This window comes from Variovorax sp. J22R115 (genome assembly GCF_030317005.1).
Lineage (GTDB): Bacteria > Pseudomonadota > Gammaproteobacteria > Burkholderiales > Burkholderiaceae_C > Variovorax.
This window is the reverse complement of the sequence record NZ_JASZYM010000030.1, coordinates 12,884-30,927: the sequence shown is the minus strand read 5'-3', so window position 1 is coordinate 30,927 and position 18,044 is coordinate 12,884. Positions and strand designations below refer to the sequence as shown.

Genomic DNA, 18,044 nt, shown 5'->3' with positions numbered 1-18,044 from the left:
GCGTGGCCTGTCAGCGTGGCGGCTGCAAGGGGTCCGTGTGGGCCGTGCTCAGCGGCAGCCGCGAAACCTCGGCGAGCAATGCCGCCAATTGCACGGCGGCGGCATTGACCAGCGCATGCCCCTTTTCCGCCGTGGCCGCGGCGGCGTTGCCTGCGGCGCCATCGGGGTTGTAGTCCTCCATCGCCCAGCCGAGCTTGGCGCTTCGGCCGTTGCCGAGGATGGCGTAGTCGGCGGCACGCTGGCGCGAGGTCGACCCGAAGTCACGCGCGGCGTCCATCGTCACCTGGTCCGGCGCGAGCGCCAGCATCATCGAGGTTTCCATGTCGCCCGCGTGCACGCCGAACCGATGCTCGTCGGCGCTGAACTGCGCGCCCGCATCGCCGAGCGGCAGGTTGAACCAACTCACGCTGTAGACGATCAGGCCGTGCGTCGCGCGCAACTCGCGCGCGACGATGTCCATGGCGCCGGTGTGTCCGCCGTGCGCGTTGAAAAGCACGAGCTTTCTCACGCCCGAGCGCGCCACGCCTGCGCCGATCTCGCTCCAGAGGCGGATCAGGGTCTCGGACGAAAGGGTCAAGGTGCCGGGAAAGCGCACGTGCTCCGGGCTCAGGCCGATCTGCTGCGTGGGAAGGAAGAGCACAGGCAACTCCGCGGGCAGAAATGGCAGCGCGGCGGCCACGATGCCATCGGCCAGGGTCGAATCCACGTTGAGGGGCAGATGCGGACCATGCTGCTCGGTGGCGCCGAGCGGCAGCACCGCAACCGTCGTCGCCGGATCGAGCGCACCGAAATCGCGCGTCGTGAGTTGGGACCAGAAGCGGCTGGCATGAGCTGTCATGCGGCGATCTTAGTGGTCCGAGCAGATCACGGGTTCTGACCACGGTCACTTTCTCTTGACGCGCCAGACGGTGTTGCCGACATCGTCCGCAACCAGCAGAGCGCCGCTCTTGTCGAGCGCTACGCCGACGGGGCGGCCTTGCGCCTTCTCGTCGGCATCGAGGAAGCCGGTGAGGAAGTCGACCGGGGCCCCGCTCGGCCGGCCGCCGATGAAAGGGACGAACACGACCTTGTAGCCAGACAGCGGCTTGCGGTTCCACGAGCCGTGTTGGCCGACGAAGACGCCGCTCGCGAATTCGGCCGGCATGCCCCGAGAGTTGGAGAAGACCATGCCCAGCGGCGCCACGTGGGAGCCGAGTGCGTAGTCGGGCACGACGGCCTTGGCCACCATATCCGGCCGCTGGGGATTGACGCGCGCATCGACATGGCCGCCGTAGTAGCTCCAGGGCCAGCCGTAGAAGGCGCCCTCCTTCACGGAGGTGAGGTAGTCGGGCACGAGATCGCTGCCGATCTCGTCGCGTTCGTTCACGACCGTCCAGAGCACGTTGGTGTCGGGCTCCCAGCCCATGCCGTTGGGGTTGCGAAGACCGCCGGCAAAGAGCCTTCTCTCGCCGCTGGCCACGTCGACTTCCCAGATCGATGCGCGCCCCTCTTCCGCCGCGAGCCCGTTCTCGCCCACGTTGCTGTTGGAGCCGACCGTCACGTAGAGCATGGTGCCCTCGCGATTGGCGACGACGTTCTTGGTCCAATGGTGGTTGATGCCGGCGGGCAGGTCGGTCACCTTGGCGGGCGAGGCGGTGATCGAAGTCTGGCCGGCCACATAAGGCACCTTGACCAGGGCGTCCGCATTGGCGATGAACAGCTCGTTGCCGACCAGCACGACGCCAAAGGGCGAATTCAGGTTCTGCATGAACTGCTGGCGCACTTCGGCGACGCCGTCGCCGTCGGCATCGCGCAGCAAGGTGATGCGGTTGGGGCTCGGCACCTGGGCGCCGGCGCGCTTCATGACGGAGCCCATCACCATCGAGCGAGCCCGCGCGTAGAGGCCGTCGCCGCCGTCCTTGGCGCCTTCCGGCTTGGGCGGCTTGTTGCTCTCGACGACCAGCACGTCGCCGTTGGGCAGGACGTACACCCAGCGCGGATGGTCCAGCCCCCGCGCCAGCGCCGTCACGGTGAAGCCCTCGGGCGCATTCGGCCCCGCGGTGTCGGTCCAGCCAACGGCGGGCGCGATGTTCACCGTGGGAATCAGGGTCTTGTTGGGCGCAGGCAGTTGCGGCGTGGGGCCGATGCCGGCCTCCGGCGGCAGCCGGGCAGTCTCCCCGCAGGCAGCCATCAGCACGGCGGCGGTCAACGAAGCGCAGCGCAGGATGCGGATGGCGGGTGTCATGGTCCAAGTCCTTCATTGGCGGGGAGGGGGGATCGCGTCTTTCCCGATGATCGGGTCGCAGCGGGTGGCGGCTGTCGGCTGTGGGCGCTTTCCGGCGTGGGCGCACCCCGGTGTGGCGTCGCCGCTACCATCGGGCGATGACCGACGACCTGTTCCGTTCCGACGCCTACCTGCGCGAGTGCGAAGCCCGCATCGTGCGCATCCACGAGGCCGGCATCGTGCTCGACCGCACCGTGTTCTACCCGCTGGGAGGCGGGCAGGCCGGGGACAGCGGCCGGCTGGCGCTCCCCGACGGGCGTGAAATTGCCATTGCAGACACCCGCAAGGCCAAGGATGCCGAGGGCAGGCCGACCGACGAGATCCTTCATGTCCCGGCGCCCGAGCAAGCCCCCCTGCTGAGTGCGCTGAAGCCGGGAAACACGGTGACCGCGCGCATCGACTGGGAGCGCCGCCACAAGCTGATGCGTTTCCACACGGCCACGCACCTGCTGTGCCACCTGGTTCCGCAACCGGTCAACGGCTGTTCGATCACGCCCGACTACGCGCGGCTCGACTTCCACATGACCGAACCGCTCGACAAGGAGGCTCTCACCGCCGGCCTGATCCGCCTGGTGGAGGCTGGCCATCCGCTGGTCGTGGGCGCCATCACCGATGCCGAACTGGACGCCAACCCGGCGCTGGTCAAGAGCATGAGCGTGCAGCCGCCGCGCGGCACGGGCACGGTGCGGACGATTCGCATCGGCAGCGAGGCCGAATCGATCGATTTCCAGCCCTGCGGCGGCACGCACGTGGCGAATACGCGCGAAATCGGCACGGTCGTAGTGACCAAGATCGAGAAGAAGAGCGCCAACAGCCGCCGCGTGGTGCTTGGGTGGGCGATGTGAGCGCAGGCCGGAACTTCACCCGACCGACCCGCTCCGACTGAACGGCATGGCACTCTTCTCCCCTCTTCGTCTCGCGGGCCTTCTGCTCGCCACCCTCGCAGCCTGTATGCCGGCGGCCGCGCAGTTGTCCTCCCGCATCGGGTCCGTGGTCACGACGCCCCATGTGCGGGCCGAGTTGATGGCCCATGCGCCGGACGGCGTCTCCCCCGGCGCGCCGGTCTGGGTCGGCCTGCAGATCACGCACCAGCCCGAGTGGCACACCTACTGGAGGAACGCCGGCGACTCCGGCCTGCCGACCGACCTCACGTGGTCGCTGCCGCCGGGCGTATCGAACGGCGACATCGCGTGGCCGGTGCCGAGGAAGATCCCGATCGGCAACCTCGCCAACTACGGCTACGAAGGCACGGTGCTGCTTCCGGTGCCGCTGACCATCGCGCCCGACTTCAAGGCGCCCACGTCCCTCACGGGCGCGGCCGAACTCGACGTGCGCCTCAAAGCCTCCTGGCTGGTCTGCCGCAAGGAATGCATCCCCGAGGAGGGCGAGTTCCAGCTCAAGCTGCCGCTGCAAGGTTCGACCGCGCTGCACAAGGCCGAGTTCGATGCCGCGCTGGGCGCGCAGCCCGCTGCGCTTTCAAAGCCCGGTGAAATCGCCATTGCCGGCGACAAGCTGCAGATCCGGCTCGACGGCCTGCCCGCATCTGTCCGCGGCAAGACGCTGGAGTTCTTCCCCGAAACGCCCGAGGTGGTCCACACCGCCGCAGTGCTCGGCAAGGACTGGACGCAATCGTGGCAAGGCGACACATGGACCGCGAACGTGCCGCTCGCCGACCAGCGCAGTGCCAGCCCCTTGGTGATGCCTGTGGTCGTCGCGCTGGCGGCGGCGGATCGGCAAGCCGGCCAGCCCATCGCCTGGCGCGCCGAGGCGCCGGTGAGCGGCAACTGGCCCACCGTGGCGCCCAAAGCGCAGGTATCGCCGGCGCTGAAGGCCGCGCTCGAAGCCAACACCGCCGCATCGCCGCCGGCTCGGACCACCGGCACCTTTGTCGCCGCCTTGCTGGGCGCTCTGATTGGCGGCCTTCTGCTGAACCTCATGCCTTGCGTGTTTCCGGTGCTGGCGATCAAGGTGCTCAGCTTCACCCGGCACGCGGAGGACCGGCGCGGCCACCGACTGGCCGCGATGGCCTATGCGGGCGGCGTGATCCTCTCCTGCCTGGCGCTGGGGGGCGCCATGCTCGCGCTGCGCGCGGCGGGCGCGCAACTCGGCTGGGGCTTCCAGCTCCAGTCGCCCGCGGTGGTCGCGGTGCTGGCCGGGCTGTTCACGCTGATCGGGCTGAATCTGGCGGGCGTCTTCGAGTTCGGCAACGTGGCACCGGCCTCGCTCTGCGGGGCACAGGCACGGCATCCGGTGGCGAATGACTTCCTGTCGGGGGTGCTCGCCGTCGTCATCGCCTCGCCCTGCACGGCTCCGTTCATGGGTGCGTCGCTGGGTTTCGCGATCGGGCTGCCCGCGGCACAGGCACTGTTGATGTTCGCGATGCTTGGCCTGGGGCTCGCGCTTCCCTATATCGCAGCAGGGTTCGTTCCGGCGGTCGCCCGCCTGCTGCCGAAGCCCGGCGCCTGGATGAACACCTTGCGCCGCCTGCTGGCGTTCCCGATGTTCGCGACGGTCGCCTGGCTGGTCTGGGTGCTGGGCCAGCAAAGCGGCATCGACGGGGCCGGCGCACTGCTGGGCCTGCTGGTGTGTCTGGCGGCCATCGTCTGGGCGCTGACGTTGCGCGGCCGCACCCGCATGGTGGTGACCGGTCTGGTGCTCGCGACCACCGCGGCGCTGGCCGGCGCGATCGGCGGCAACGTGGTCCGGCCCGTCGAACCCGTCGCGGCTGCGTCGAGCGAGCGCTGGCAGCCCTGGTCCGCCGCGCGAGCGAGCGAACTCGCAGCGGCCGGACAGCCAGTGTTCGTGGATTTCACGGCCGCCTGGTGTGTAACTTGCCAATACAACAAGAGAAGCACACTGGCCGACGCCGCGGTGCTGGCCGATTTCGATGCGAAGAATGTCGCGATGCTCCGCGCCGACTGGACGCGCAGGGACCCCGCGATCACCGCAGCCCTCATGGCGCTGGGCCGCAGCGGCGTGCCGGTCTATGTGCTGCAGGCGCCCGGCAAGGCGCCGGTGGTGCTGACGGAAATACTCAGCAAGGACGAGGTGCGCGCGGCGCTCGCCGCCCTTTGAAGAATCTTTGACCATGCAGCGGTACGGGTTGTCACAAGCAGATGAAGAAACCGTTCTAAGCTGCGGTGGTTATTGAGATTTATCCACAGGAGATCAAGCTGACCATGTCTTCATCGTCGTCTTCCGAGTCGCGTTCCCGTCGTGCCGCGCGCAACGCCCGCGCCGCGCTCGACCGGGCTTCGCGCCGGGCGGTCATGACGGCCGCGGTGGCACTCGGTGCCACGTTCCTGATCAATTCCCACGCCCTCGCCGCACCGGCCGTGGGACAACCGGCGCCCGATTTCATCGGCGTCGACACCGCCGGCAAGCAGCACCGTCTCTCCGATTTCGCCGGCAAGTTCGTGGTGCTCGAATGGACCAACCCGGGCTGCCCCTTCGTGCGCAAGCACTACGGCAGCGGCAACATGCCTGCCACCCAGAAAGCCGCCACCGCCAAAGGCGTGGTGTGGCTCGCCATCAATTCCACCGAACGTGCCGCCAGCGACTACCTGAAGCCACCGGCGCTCGACGCCTGGATGAAGGACCAGTCCGGCGCCCCCACGGCCGTGCTCATGGACGAGGACGGCGTGATCGGCCGAACCTACGGCGCGCGGACGACCCCGCACATCTTCATCGTCGACCCCAAGGGCACGCTGGTCTACGCGGGGGGCATCGACAGCATTCCCTCGTCGCGCGCGGAGGACATCAAGTCCGCCACCAACTACGTGAACCAGGCGCTGGGCGAGGCCTTCGACGGCAAGACAATCAGCGCCGCGGCCACCCGGCCCTACGGCTGCTCGATCAAATACAAGAGTTGAGGCTGTCGGCCGCCGGCCTACCTGCGTAGGACAGCGATGGCTGGCGCTCGGCGATGGCCGGGCCACCATGTCCGCATGGACCAGACCGCCATCCCCAACGCCCCCATCGTCCCGCTGCTGAAGCGGAGCCGCACCATCGCTGTCGTCGGCCTCTCACCGAGGCCGCACCGCACGAGCCACGGGGTGGCCCAGTACATGAAGTCGGTCGGCTACCGGATCATTCCGGTCAATCCGAACGCCAGCGAGGTCTTCGGGGAAAAGGCGTACCCCACCCTCACCGCGGCGGCCAAGGTCGAGAAGATCGACCTCGTCGACGTGTTCCGCAATGCCGAGGACGTGCCGCCAGTGATCGACGAAGCCATTGCCATCGGCGCACCGGCCGTCTGGCTGCAGCTCGGCATCCGGCACGACGCAGCGGCCGCCAAGGCTCGCGCGGCCGGGCTGGAGGTGGTGCAGGATCGCTGCATCATGGTGGAGCACAGCAGGCTCTTCTAGGAAGGGAGACGGGGCCGACGCGCGGCGAGCCCCTGCGACAATCGCAGGATGCCTTTCGCACCCCTGAAGAACGACACCTTCCTGCGCGCCTGTTGGCGTCAGGCCACCGATCACACCCCTGTCTGGCTGATGCGCCAGGCCGGGCGCTACCTGCCCGAATACGTGGCCACGCGTGCCAAGGCCGGCAGCTTCATGGGCCTGGCCACCAACACCGACTACGCGACCGAGGTGACCCTGCAGCCCCTGGAGCGCTACCCGCTGGACGCGGCCATCCTGTTCTCGGACATCCTGACGGTTCCGGATGCGATGGGCCTGGGACTTTCGTTCGAAGCGGGAGAAGGTCCGCGCTTTGCGCGCCCGGTGCGCGACGCGGCATCGATTTCGGCGCTGGCCGTGCCCGACATGGACAAGCTCCGCTACGTCTTCGATGCGGTCGCGTCGATCCGGCGCGCGCTGGATGGCCGCGTGCCGCTGATCGGGTTTTCGGGCAGCCCGTGGACGCTCGCCTGCTACATGGTCGAAGGCGCCGGATCGAGCGACTACCGGCAGGTCAAGACGCTGCTCTACAGCCGACCAGACCTTATGCACAAGCTGCTGACCGTGAACGCCGATTCAGTGGCCAGCTACCTCAATGCCCAGATCGACGCCGGCGCGCAGGCCGTGATGGTGTTCGACAGCTGGGGCGGCGTACTGGCCGATGGCGCCTTCCAGGAATTCAGCCTCGCCTACACCGCACGCGTGCTCTCGCAACTGAAGCGCGAAGGCGCCGACGGATTGCCCGTGCCGCGCATCGTGTTCACCAAGGGCGGCGGACTCTGGCTGCAGCACATGCGCTCGCTCGATTGCGAGGTGCTCGGACTCGACTGGACCGTCAACCTGGGCAGCGCCCGCTCACTCGTGGGCGAGGGGCCGGACGGCAAGGCCCTGCAAGGGAACATCGATCCCAACGTGTTGTTCGCACCGCCCGCGCAGATCGAGACGGAAGTGGCGAAGGTGCTTCAAAGCTTCGGCCGGCCGCACACCGATCACGCCACGAGCGGTCCCACGCACATCTTCAATCTGGGCCACGGCATCAGCCAGTTCACACCGCCGGATCACGTTGCCGCACTCGTTGCAGCGGTGCATGCCCAGTCCCGCGCACTGCGTGCATGAGCGTATTGTTATCACTTGTAAGCAACGAGAACGAGTCCGAAGCGTTTGTCAAGGACGAAAAAGCGTGAGGAGGGACTGACTTATGCACAAAACCCCTGTTGCGGTGCGCAAAACTTTATTTTGCCCATGCACCCCTGCTCCTAAAGCGATAGCGCGGCTAAGTCATTGATTTATATAGGTTTCGAACTTTGCTTTTTTTGCGTGCATTCCAGCCGGAGCCTTGATTCTCAAGGGCTCGCAGCGAGTCAAGCCCTGATATCAACAAAGTTATCCACAGAAAATCTGGATGGACTGCAAAGCGCAGACAAATCAACAACTTAGGTCGTTTTGCTCAAAGTCGCTTTAACAAACGCCCGTAGCGGGAGCCTGCTTTGAAATGGCGTGTGGACGTCGCGGTCCAGACCCCGGCGCACAGCGCATTAGGGGATGTCCTTAGCTACGCAAGTGTTGTGCCGATGCTTCCCGGGGCCTTGGTGCGGGTGCCGCTGGGCCGTCGCGAGGTTCTGGGCGTCGCATGGGCGGTGCATCCCGACGAGGACGAGGCTGCCCCGATGGAACTCAAGCCCGTCGGCGCGGTGCTGGACGGGCTCCCGCCGCTGGGCGATGCCTGGCGCGACCTGGTCGCTTTCGCGGCGCGCTATTACCAGCGCTCGCTGGGGGAAATCGCGCTCGCCGCCCTGCCGCCGCAACTCCGGGACCTGAGCACGGTCCAGCTGGCCCGGCGACTTAAGCGCCAAGGGGCTGCCGGCACACCGGCGGCCACGGGCGAAATTCCCCAGCCTGTGGCGCTCACCGACGAGCAAACCAGCGCACTCGCCCGTTTCGATGCCGAAACCGGGCCTTTCCTGCTGTTCGGCAGCACGGGCAGCGGCAAGACCGAGGTCTACCTGCGCGCCGTCGCGGCCTTGCTGGAACGCGACCCGAGCGCCCAGGCGCTGGTGATGGTGCCGGAGATCAACCTGACGCCCCAGCTCGAAGCGCGCTTCAAGGAGCGCTTCGACGGCCGTTTCGGCGCGGCGGCGGTGGTGTCGCTGCACAGCGGCATGACGAATCCGCAGCGCCTCGCGAGCTGGCTCGCAGCGCACAGCGGCACGGCGCGCATCGTGCTCGGCACGCGCATGGCGGTGTTCGCGTCGATGCCGGGCCTGAGGCTGATCGTGGTCGACGAGGAGCACGACCCCAGCTACAAGCAGCAGGAAGGCGCGCGTTATTCGGCGCGCGATCTCGCCGTGTGGCGCGGGCAGCGCGAAGGCGCCAAGGTGATGCTGGGATCCGCCACCCCGTCGCTCGAAAGCTGGCACCAGAGCCGTCCGGCGCAGGGCGCGGAAGCCGGAGGCCGCTATGTCCGGCTGCCCATGCCTTCGCGCATCGGCGCCAGCACGCTGCCGGCGGTGCGGCTGGTCGACATGAATCTGCAGCCGCCCAGGACGGTGCTGTCGGGCGCGCTGCTCGATGCGATCGGCCAGCGGATCGCGCGCGGCGAGCAGAGCATGGTGTTCCTGAACCGGCGCGGCTACGCGCCGGTGCTGGCCTGCGGCGATTGCGGCTGGAAGAGCGAATGCCCGCACTGCAGTGCCTACCGGGTGTTCCACAAGATCGACCGCACCCTGCGTTGCCATCACTGCGGGTTCACCGAACGTGTGCCGCGCGCCTGTCCGGCCTGCGGGAATCTCGACATTGCGCCGGTGGGCCGCGGCACTGAGCGGCTCGAAGAACATCTGGGCGAGCTGTTCGCTGCCGTCAAGCGGCCCGACGGCAGCGAGGTGCGCATTGCGCGCATCGACGCGGACAGCACGCGCAAGCAAGGCGCGCTCGAATCGCAGTTGGCGGCCGTGCATTCCGGCGAAGTCGACGTGCTGGTCGGCACGCAAATGATCGCCAAGGGCCACGATTTCCGCCGCATCACGCTGGTGGCGGCCATCAATCCCGACGGGGCACTGTTCTCGAGCGACTTTCGCGCGCCCGAGCGCCTGTTCAGCCTGCTCATGCAATCGGCGGGTCGCGCGGGCCGCGATGCGGCGTATCTGTCCTCTCAGGGGGCCACGGCGGAGATGTGGATCCAGACCCATCACCCGCAGCATCCTCTCTTCGCGGCGTTGCGTCGGCATGACTATCCGGCTTTCGCGCAACAGGAACTCGACGATCGTGCGGCCGCCGGCATGCCGCCCTTCGCCTTCCAGGCGCTGCTGCGAGCCGATGCCCGAACGCAGGATGCGGCCCAGGCATTCCTGAACGCCGCGAGCGTGTCGGCCGATGCGCTGGAAGGTGCCGACCGGGTCACTCGCTATCCGGCCGTTCCGCTGGCAATTCAGCGCGTGGCAAATGTGGAGCGCACGCAGATGCTGCTTGAAAGCGCATCGCGCGCCGCGCTTCAGCGCGTACTCGCCGGCTGGCAACCTTTGTTGCACGAACTGCGGCGCGTGCCCGAAGGCAAGGGAGTGATTCGCTGGCTGGTCGACGTGGACCCGCACAGCATCTGAAGGCCAGCGGATCAGCGCAGGCTGACAGGCTCCTTGCCCATTTCGACGTATTGAAGGGCTGAGCGCCGTCGTCGGCCAGCCGAGCCAGGCCAGAACAGAAGTACAAGGCTCAGCATGCCTGCCGCCAGCGCACTACCCGCGCCCAGGGCTCCTACATGCCAAAGCCAGAAGGTGCTGGCAAGCCAAACCACCCACAGGACCCCGCGCAACCAAGTCGTCATGCCACTCTCCCGAGACAGGGATTCACTTTATCAGCGCTTCCGAGAACCTAAGTACTAACTAAAAGCAATAGTTAGAACTATCGGCCGGTTTCCGAGAACCGTGTGTAGGAAATACTCTGAAACAGGGGTTGACGTTGGGCCGAGACGCCGTTCAATCTTCAAGAAGGCGGGATTCAACCGAATTTCGCGATAAGGGGGAACAAAGTGAAAACGCCGGTCGGGATCGTCTGGGTTCTTTCGTTCGTCTTTACGGCCGGGGGCGCGAATGCGGCCGAGCTAGAACTCGAGGGCAGCCGCCTCGTGGTCAGCGGCATGCTGGACGGTAGCGCCATCAGGGCGTTCGAGGAGCACCTGGCCAGCGGCAAGATCCGGACCGTGGTGTTCGAGAACTCGCTGGGCGGATCGCCTGAGGTCGCGCGCGACTTCGCGCAGGCGATCCGGGCCACGAACGTCAACACCGAAGCGAAAGGGCAGTGCCACGCCGCCTGCGCCTACGCCTTCCTGGCAGGCAAGGAGCATCGCTTCGGGCGCGGATTCCAGGTCAACGGCCTGCTGATTCCGGTGTCGCAGCGTCCGAGGCCGGCCGATCTGGTCAGCCGCTGGAGCGGAGAGGATGGCTTGAGGACGCTGGCCGACTTCACAGCGCCGGCGGGTGCTTCCGCAGTGTCCGCCGAGTCCCCTGCCTCCGGGGCCGCCGATGCGACGCCCGCCGCCATGCCGGCCTCAGCCCCCAAGGAGCGTTGGCAGCCGAACCAGGGCGTGCTCTTCACCTCCACGCCGACGCTCTTCGGCCGCGTCTACAACAGCTTCTACTGCGATGGCACGCAGGGCCGCGACATGTCGCGCTGCGAACTGCTGTCCGACGCGGACCCCTACAAGCTCGGCGTGCTGACGCCGTAGCGCCCGCCGCTACTGCAGCCAGCCGACCGCCAGCGGAAAGGTGAAGAAAGCCGCGACGGTCGTCCAGAGAATGATGCGGGCGACCCGTCCGTTGTCGGCGCCAAAGCGCTCGGCCAGCATTGACACATTGCTCGCGCTGGGCAATGCGGCCACCAGCACGATGGTGACCAGGGCCTGTCGCTCCAGCGGCAGCCCCATCGCCATCGCGCCCTTCGCGACGCCGTAGACCAGCAGTGGATGCGCCACTAGCTTGATCGCCACCACCGGCAGCACGTCGCGCAACGGCGCCTGCCGGGTCGGCGACGTTGCGCCGCCCATGGCCTCGGCGACCACTGCGCTGGCGCGATGCTCGCGCGCCAGCAGGGCCGAGCGTGCCAGCACGGCGCCGATCGTGAACAAGGCCACCGGGGACGCGGCCTCGGCCAGCATCGTGACCGTGCGATCCACCGGACCCGGCAGCGACAGCCGGCTGGCGGACGCCGCGGCCCCCAGCAGGATGGCCCAGGGCATCGGGTTCTGCAGGATGCCGCGCAGCGCCTGCCGCACCGCTTTGGCCGCGCCGTGCTCGTCGGCACCGTCGAGGCGCGACAGGAAGATGCACAGCGATGAAGTCGCGATCATGTCGAACGCGATGCTGATGATCGTCGGCGAGGCCGCCTGTGCGCCGAGGATCGCCACGAGCAAGGGCACGCCCATGAAGCCCGTGTTCGGGAAGGCCGCCACCAGCGCGCCGAAGGCCGCGTCGTTCCAACCGATGCGCTCATTGCGACTCAACGCCACCGTGGCCCCGACGACGATCAGCGCACTGACGCCCCAGATCAGCGCGACGGCGCCATCCAGCAGTTGGTCGATCGGCGCGCCCGCGCCGAAGCGGAACAGCATGCAAGGCAGCGCGAAGTACAGGACGAAGACATTGAGCCCCGGGATCGCCGCAAGGGGCAACGCGCCGCTGCGGGCGGCGGCATAGCCGGCAGCGATCAATGCGAAGAAGGGGACGGTGACAAGAAATATCTGGAGCACGCGGCGATTGTGCTTGGCCGCGCAACATCGACGAATGGACGCCAATCTGCGCCTGCCTAGCACATCGGCGGGCTTCGGCGCGCGCAGCGCCCCCGTATCATTGCGCGCTTTGCGCCTCCGTTCGCCCATCCATGTCATCCGGTCTCAATCTAGCGCAGCAAGAAGCCGTCAACTACATGCACGGTCCCTGTCTCGTTCTCGCGGGCGCGGGCTCCGGCAAGACCCGGGTGATCACCCAGAAGATCGCGCGCCTGATCCAGGCCGGGCTGGAGCCCCAGCGCATCGCGGCCATCACCTTTACCAACAAGGCGGCTTCCGAAATGCGCGAACGCGCCAAGGGCCTGATCGGGCGGGACGCCAAGAAAGTGGTGGTCTGCACCTTCCACGCGCTCGGCGTGCGCATGATGCGCGAGGACGGCGCCGTGCTGGGCCTGAAGCCAGCCTTCAGCATCCTCGACAGCGACGACGTGACGAAGATCCTGAAGGATGCGGGCGGCACCACCGACGCGGCCACCGCGCGCATCTGGCAGTGGACCATCAGCAAGTGGAAGAACATGGGCCGGAACGCCGCGCAGGCGGAAGCGCAGGCTGCCGACGACAACGAGCGCATCACTGCCCGCATCATGGCCCGCTATGAAGAACGGCTGGCGGCCTACCAGAGCGTGGACTTCGACGACCTGATCGGCATGCCGCTCAAGCTGCTGCGCGATTACGACGAGGTGCGCAGCAAGTGGCAGGCCGCGCTGGGCCATGTGCTGGTCGACGAATACCAGGACACCAACGCCACGCAGTACGAGGTGCTGAAGGCGCTGGTCGGCGAACGCGGCCGCTTCACCGCCGTGGGCGACGATGACCAGTCGATCTACGGCTGGCGCGGCGCCACGCTCGACAACCTGCGCAAGCTGCCGATCGACTTCCCGAGCCTCAAGGTCATCAAGCTCGAGCAGAACTACCGCAGCACGAGCGCGATCCTGCGCGCGGCCAACAACGTGATCGGGCCCAACCCCAAGTTGTTTCCGAAGACGCTGTTCAGCGAACTCGGCGAAGGCGAGCCGGTGCGCATCGTCGACGCCGACAACGAGGCGCACGAAGCCGAGCGCACCGTCGCGCGCATCCAGAGCCTGCGCGCCGGCGACGCCACGACACAGGGCCCGCAGTTCAAGGAGTTCCGCGACTTCGCGATCCTCTACCGCGCCAACCACCAGGCGCGTGTGTTCGAGCAGGCGCTGCGCAAGGCGCAGATTCCGTACAAGGTCTCGGGCGGCCAGAGCTTCTTCGATCGCGCCGAGATCAAGGACCTCTGCGGCTGGTTCCGCCTGTGGGTCAACAACGACGACGATCCTGCGTTCCTTCGCGCAGTCACGACGCCCAAGCGCGGTATCGGCCACACCACGCTGGCCAGCCTCGGAACGTTTGCGAGCCAGTACAAGCTCAGCTTGTTCGAGGCCTTGTTCAGCCCCTCGCTGCCCAGCGTGATGCCCAAGCGCGCGCAGGAAGGCCTGCACGAGTTCGGCCGCTATATCAATGATCTCGAGTACAGGGCCCGTCGCACCATGGGCGCCGAGGACGCACGAGCGTTCCTGGCCGAATGGCTCAAGGAAATCGACTACGAGAAGCACCTCTACGACGGCGAGGACAGCGAGCAGGCCGCCGCGAGCCGGTGGACCAACGTCATGGAGTTCTGCGACTGGATGTCGCAGCGCTGCGGCGGGCAGATCGACGATGCGTCGGGCGCCACCGTCGAGAACGAACGCAAGAGTCTTCTCGAGGTCGCGCAGACCGTCTCGCTGCTGTCCACCATCAGCGAGCGGGAGCAGGACCAGAACGTGGTCACGCTGTCGACGCTGCACGCATCCAAGGGCCTGGAGTGGCCGCACGTGATGCTCGTCGGCGTGACCGAGGGCTTGCTGCCTTTCAAGCTCGACGACGACGAAGGTCGGCAGGAGAAGGTCAGCGAGAACACGCTGGAACGCCTGCAGGAAGAACGCCGGCTGATGTACGTGGGCATCACGCGCGCGCAGCGCAGCCTTGCCGTGAGCTGGACCAAGCGCCGGAAAAAGGGCCGCGAGATGATTGCGGCCCAGCCGAGCCGTTTCATCGCCGAAATGGCGCTCGACAAGAAGACCATGAGGGAAGACCCACGCGAGAAGCTCAAGGCGCTGCGCGCGGAATTTGCCAAGAAGGCCCAGGACAACGCAGCCGCCGCTGCAGCGGCGGCCGCATCGGCGCCATGAAGCACGCGCTGGTGGCCTGCCTGGCCGCAGCCTGCGTCGCGTCCGCCTGCGCCGTGGGCGCGGGCGGCCCGGAAGCGTCGACCGGCGCGGGCTGCCCCTCCCGCGGCACCGAAATGCCGCTCGAAGCGCTGTTCGGCACCTGGGAGGCTCGTATCGACGGACAGAAGGGCGTTGCACTTGTCAAGCTCAGTCAACATCCGGATTACGCCGGCGTGCGCGGCACAATCGCGCGTGGCGGCGATGGTGCCGCCGCCACGGTCGCCCAAGCGGCCGGCGACATCGACGACGAGGGCATGCTGAGCCTGGACGAATCGCTGGACGGCCGAGCCATCAGCGGCGTCTGGCTGGGCGAATTGCAGGCTTCATCGTGCGGCAAGGAGTGGAACGGCATCTGGCGCGACGCCGCGAGCGACAGCACCCATCCCTTCGTGTTGAACAAGATTGGCAACTCGGGAACTGATCGATGAACAGACACACTCTTTTCTTCACCGCTCTTTTCACCGGAATCGGCGCCACCACCGGCGCCCAGGCCCAGGCCGTGGACAAGCCGCCGAGCCCCCTGGCCGAGTCGGACCTGACCTGGCAGCAGTGCCAAAAGCTCGCAGGCGGCGCCAACAACGAAGCGCGGCTCGCCTGTTTCGACCGTTGGGCGCAGCAGCAGACCTTGCCCGCCGCAGCAGTGCCGCCCGCCCCGCCGGTGCTTGCCGAGACCCTGCCGCCCGTCAACGCCGAAATACCGGCAACGCGCGTGGTCACCATCGCCACCGAGGATGGCTGCCGCGACCGGCAGTATTCGCATCTGTCGCGCTTCTGGGAACTCGAAGCCGGCAGCAGTTGCGGCACCTTCAGCTTCCGCGGCTACCGCCCGCTCAGCGTCGGCCTCGGCGTCGCGGCCCACGATCCTCAAACTGCGATGTCGCCGGCACCGGGCCGCAACGGCGTCGACCGGCCCTATCAGGCCCAGGACATGCGCATCGGCCTGTCGGTGCGTACCAAGCTCGCACAGGGGATGCTCACCGGGGACGACCCGATCAAGAAGGACGGCCTCTGGTTTGCGTACTCGCAGGCTTCCACCTGGCAGGTTTTCAACGAAGACCTCTCCCGGCCTTTCCGCACCACCGATCACGAGCCGGAACTGATCTACAGTTACCCGACGGACTACCAACTGCCGGGCGGCTGGCGCGTGCGCTACACCGGCCTTGGCCTGGCGCACCAGTCGAACGGCCAGGATCTGCCTTACTCGCGCAGTTGGAACCGCGTCTACCTGATGGGCGGCATGGAGCTCGGCGACACGTTCGTCGTCACCGCGCGCGTCTGGAAGCGCATCTCCGAAAACGGGGCCGACGACGACAACCCCGATATCACCAAATACCTGGGCAACGCCGATATCCGGGCGGCCTGGCAGGTCGACCGGCTCAACCAGGTCGCCATCTCGGCGCACGGCGGCAAGGGCGCCGTGCGGCTCGAATGGCTCAAGGTGATCGGCGACCCGGTCAAGAGCAACCTGCGATTCCAGGCGCAGCTCTTCTACGGCTACGGCGACACGCTGGTCGACTACAACCGCAAGCGGACGGTGTTCAACATCGGGCTGGCGCTGGTGGACTTTTAAGTACACCCCCAGGCTTCGCGCACTTCGCGTCGCTTCGCCTACCCCCTTGCAGGGGGCGCTGCCTGCGGCCCGGCGGAGCCGGTTCCGTGGCAGCCCACGTGGCACACGGGCACAGGGGCACACCAAGGCGCCCTGGCGCGCCGAGGTTACTTCTTCTTTTCGGCCAGCAGCTTGCGCAGGTCTTCCTCGGCACGGTCGAGGTCGATTCGCAGCTGCATCACCGCGTTCTTCTGGCGCATGACGCGAGCTTCGTGCGTGTCCTTCTTGGCGGCTTCCTCGCAACGGGCCTGCAGGGCGTGGAGGTTCTCCTCGATCTGCCGCCGGCGCAGCATCTGCCCTCTGGAGCGCGCCGCCCGCATGTCCTTCTCCAGCGCGGCTTGCTGCGCGTAGCAATCGGCTTCGGCCTTCGTTGGCGCCGGCTGGGCGAACGCCTGCGTGGCACACAACAAGGTGACCGCAACAGGGCCAATACACAGGTAGGAAATACGCATGGAGTTGCACCGAGTCGAGGAAGGCGCCATCTTGCACCATGTTCCAGCCTTCCAGCCAGAGGCTCGAATTGCTGACGCGCCAGGCTCACAATGTTTGCCCGGCCCAACGGGATGGGGGACATGCGATGCAAAGCGATTCGAATCCGTCGATCACCATGCGGCATCTGATCGACGGCTACCAGGTTTCCCAGGCGATTCATGTCGCCGCGAGACTCGGCATTGCGGACCTGCTGGCGGACGGCGGCCGCAGCGTCGACCGACTGGCAACGGGAACCGGCACGCATGCGCCCACGCTGTATCGGCTTTTGCGTGCGTTGGCGAGCATCGAGGTGTTGCGCGAAGGCAATGACGGCGTGTTCGAACTCACGCCGCTCGGGCAGGCTCTTCGATCGGACGTTGAGGGTTCGATAGCGGACTGGGCCGCCTTCGTCGGCAGTCCGGGCTATTGGCAGGCGTGGAGCGGGCTCCTGCACAGCGTGCGCACCGGTGAGAACGCGTTTCAGCACATTCATGGCGCCGATGTATGGAGCTATCGCACGAACCGCCCCGAAGAGAGCGCGCTTTTCGATCGCGCGATGACCGCGCTTTCGCGGCGATCGAGTGCGGCGCTGATCGCCGCCTACGACTTCGGTCGCTTTCGCACGGTGGTTGACGTGGGTGGCGGGACGGGGGCGTTGCTGGCGGCGATATTGGGTGCGCACCCTGGGCTCAAGGGCACCCTGTTCGATCAGCCGCACGTCGTCGCGGCGGCGGGTGCGTTCATGGAGCGTGCGGGTGTTGCCGACCGATGCCGGATCGTGGGTGGAAGCTTCTTCGAGGGGGTGCCTGAAGCGGCTGATGCCTACGTTCTGCGAGCAGTGATCCACGACTGGGAGGACGTGGATGCGGTTCGCATTCTCACGACCGTGCGCAAGGCGATGGCGGCTGATGGCCGCGTGTTGATGCTGGAGCGGATCGTCGCGCCACCCAATGAGGGGCGCGATGCGAAATTCTCGGACCTGAACATGCTGGTGGCACCGGGTGGGCGCGAGCGGACGCGTGAGGAGCTGGAGGCATTGCTGGGGCCGGCGGGATTGCAGGCAGCAGGCGTGATCGATGCCGGAGGCTTCGCCATTGTCGAAGCCCTCGCTCGATGAAAGAGGCCTGAACTTTCGCGAAGACTCTGCCGACGACGCCGAAAAACACGACCAGTTGACTGGCATTGGGACCGGTATGCCCCAAGTTGAGCGCAGTTCTACGCACTAAGTCACGGTCTGGAGTGCGCGGCGATGGGACGAAATGCAAACGATTTAGTTACAGTTAATACT

Annotated in this window: 15 protein-coding genes; 11 read left to right on the top strand and 4 right to left on the bottom strand. The window is 67.0% G+C overall.

From position 1 onward, the window contains the following. Nucleotides 1-10: 10 nt before the first annotated feature. Both QTI04_RS32220 and QTI04_RS32215 read right to left on the bottom strand, forming a co-directional pair. Complete coding sequence (locus QTI04_RS32220; protein WP_286605226.1) at nucleotides 11-838, bottom strand: creatininase family protein; 828 nt, start codon at nucleotides 836-838, stop codon at nucleotides 11-13. Between the two features lie 45 nt (nucleotides 839-883). Further along, a complete protein-coding gene (locus QTI04_RS32215) occupies nucleotides 884-2,224 on the bottom strand; it encodes a sorbosone dehydrogenase family protein (RefSeq protein WP_286619293.1) in 1,341 nt (446 codons plus the stop codon). Nucleotides 2,225-2,361: 137 nt separating this feature from the next. On the opposite strand from QTI04_RS32215, the gene QTI04_RS32210 reads away from it, so the two are divergent. The 7 genes from QTI04_RS32210 to QTI04_RS32180 all read left to right on the top strand — a co-directional run bounded on the left by QTI04_RS32210 (nucleotide 2,362) and on the right by QTI04_RS32180 (nucleotide 11,383). After that, nucleotides 2,362-3,108 (top strand): alanyl-tRNA editing protein, encoded by a 747-nt coding sequence (locus tag QTI04_RS32210; RefSeq protein ID WP_286619292.1) that lies wholly within the window; start codon nucleotides 2,362-2,364, stop codon nucleotides 3,106-3,108. A 106-nt stretch (nucleotides 3,109-3,214) separates the two neighbouring features. Continuing rightward, on the top strand, nucleotides 3,215-5,338 hold the full coding sequence (locus QTI04_RS32205) for a protein-disulfide reductase DsbD (RefSeq protein ID WP_286619315.1): 2,124 nt from the start codon (nucleotides 3,215-3,217) through the stop codon (nucleotides 5,336-5,338). Nucleotides 5,339-5,442: 104 nt separating this feature from the next. Then, a complete protein-coding gene (locus tag QTI04_RS32200; RefSeq protein WP_286605229.1) occupies nucleotides 5,443-6,135 on the top strand; it encodes a redoxin domain-containing protein in 693 nt (230 codons plus the stop codon). Nucleotides 6,136-6,210: 75 nt separating this feature from the next. After that, a complete protein-coding gene (locus QTI04_RS32195; protein ID WP_286605230.1) occupies nucleotides 6,211-6,630 on the top strand; it encodes a CoA-binding protein in 420 nt (139 codons plus the stop codon). A gap of 48 nt (nucleotides 6,631-6,678) precedes the next feature. After that, nucleotides 6,679-7,782, top strand: a complete 1,104-nt coding sequence (hemE, locus tag QTI04_RS32190; RefSeq protein ID WP_286619290.1) for a uroporphyrinogen decarboxylase — start codon at nucleotides 6,679-6,681, stop codon at nucleotides 7,780-7,782. A gap of 371 nt (nucleotides 7,783-8,153) precedes the next feature. Continuing rightward, on the top strand, nucleotides 8,154-10,262 hold the full coding sequence (gene priA, locus QTI04_RS32185) for a primosomal protein N' (RefSeq protein WP_286619288.1): 2,109 nt from the start codon (nucleotides 8,154-8,156) through the stop codon (nucleotides 10,260-10,262). A 425-nt stretch (nucleotides 10,263-10,687) separates the two neighbouring features. Further along, nucleotides 10,688-11,383, top strand: a complete 696-nt coding sequence (locus QTI04_RS32180) for a hypothetical protein (protein WP_286619286.1) — start codon at nucleotides 10,688-10,690, stop codon at nucleotides 11,381-11,383. A gap of 9 nt (nucleotides 11,384-11,392) precedes the next feature. Here the strand turns inward: QTI04_RS32180 and QTI04_RS32175 are convergent, their stop codons facing one another. Beyond that, nucleotides 11,393-12,403: an AEC family transporter gene (locus tag QTI04_RS32175; RefSeq protein ID WP_286619285.1), complete on the bottom strand. Its 1,011-nt coding sequence runs from the start codon at nucleotides 12,401-12,403 to the stop codon at nucleotides 11,393-11,395. Between the two features lie 131 nt (nucleotides 12,404-12,534). On the opposite strand from QTI04_RS32175, the gene QTI04_RS32170 reads away from it, so the two are divergent. The 3 genes from QTI04_RS32170 to QTI04_RS32160 are packed head-to-tail and all read left to right on the top strand — an operon-like array spanning nucleotide 12,535 to nucleotide 16,246. Further along, complete coding sequence (locus QTI04_RS32170; protein WP_286619284.1) at nucleotides 12,535-14,637, top strand: ATP-dependent helicase; 2,103 nt, start codon at nucleotides 12,535-12,537, stop codon at nucleotides 14,635-14,637. Between the two features lie 11 nt (nucleotides 14,638-14,648). Further along, nucleotides 14,649-15,104, top strand: coding sequence for a hypothetical protein (locus QTI04_RS32165; RefSeq protein ID WP_286619283.1), 456 nt, complete (start codon nucleotides 14,649-14,651; stop codon nucleotides 15,102-15,104). Then, nucleotides 15,101-16,246 (top strand): phospholipase A, encoded by a 1,146-nt coding sequence (locus QTI04_RS32160; protein ID WP_286605237.1) that lies wholly within the window; start codon nucleotides 15,101-15,103, stop codon nucleotides 16,244-16,246. The genes QTI04_RS32165 and QTI04_RS32160 overlap by 4 nt, the downstream gene beginning before the upstream one ends. 146 nt (nucleotides 16,247-16,392) lie before the next feature. Here QTI04_RS32160 and QTI04_RS32155 read toward each other — a convergent pair whose 3' ends face one another. Further along, nucleotides 16,393-16,737, bottom strand: coding sequence for a DUF1090 family protein (locus QTI04_RS32155; protein WP_286605238.1), 345 nt, complete (start codon nucleotides 16,735-16,737; stop codon nucleotides 16,393-16,395). A gap of 68 nt (nucleotides 16,738-16,805) precedes the next feature. On the opposite strand from QTI04_RS32155, the gene QTI04_RS32150 reads away from it, so the two are divergent. After that, nucleotides 16,806-17,873: a methyltransferase gene (locus QTI04_RS32150; protein WP_286619282.1), complete on the top strand. Its 1,068-nt coding sequence runs from the start codon at nucleotides 16,806-16,808 to the stop codon at nucleotides 17,871-17,873. The last annotated feature ends 171 nt before the right edge of the window (nucleotides 17,874-18,044 follow it).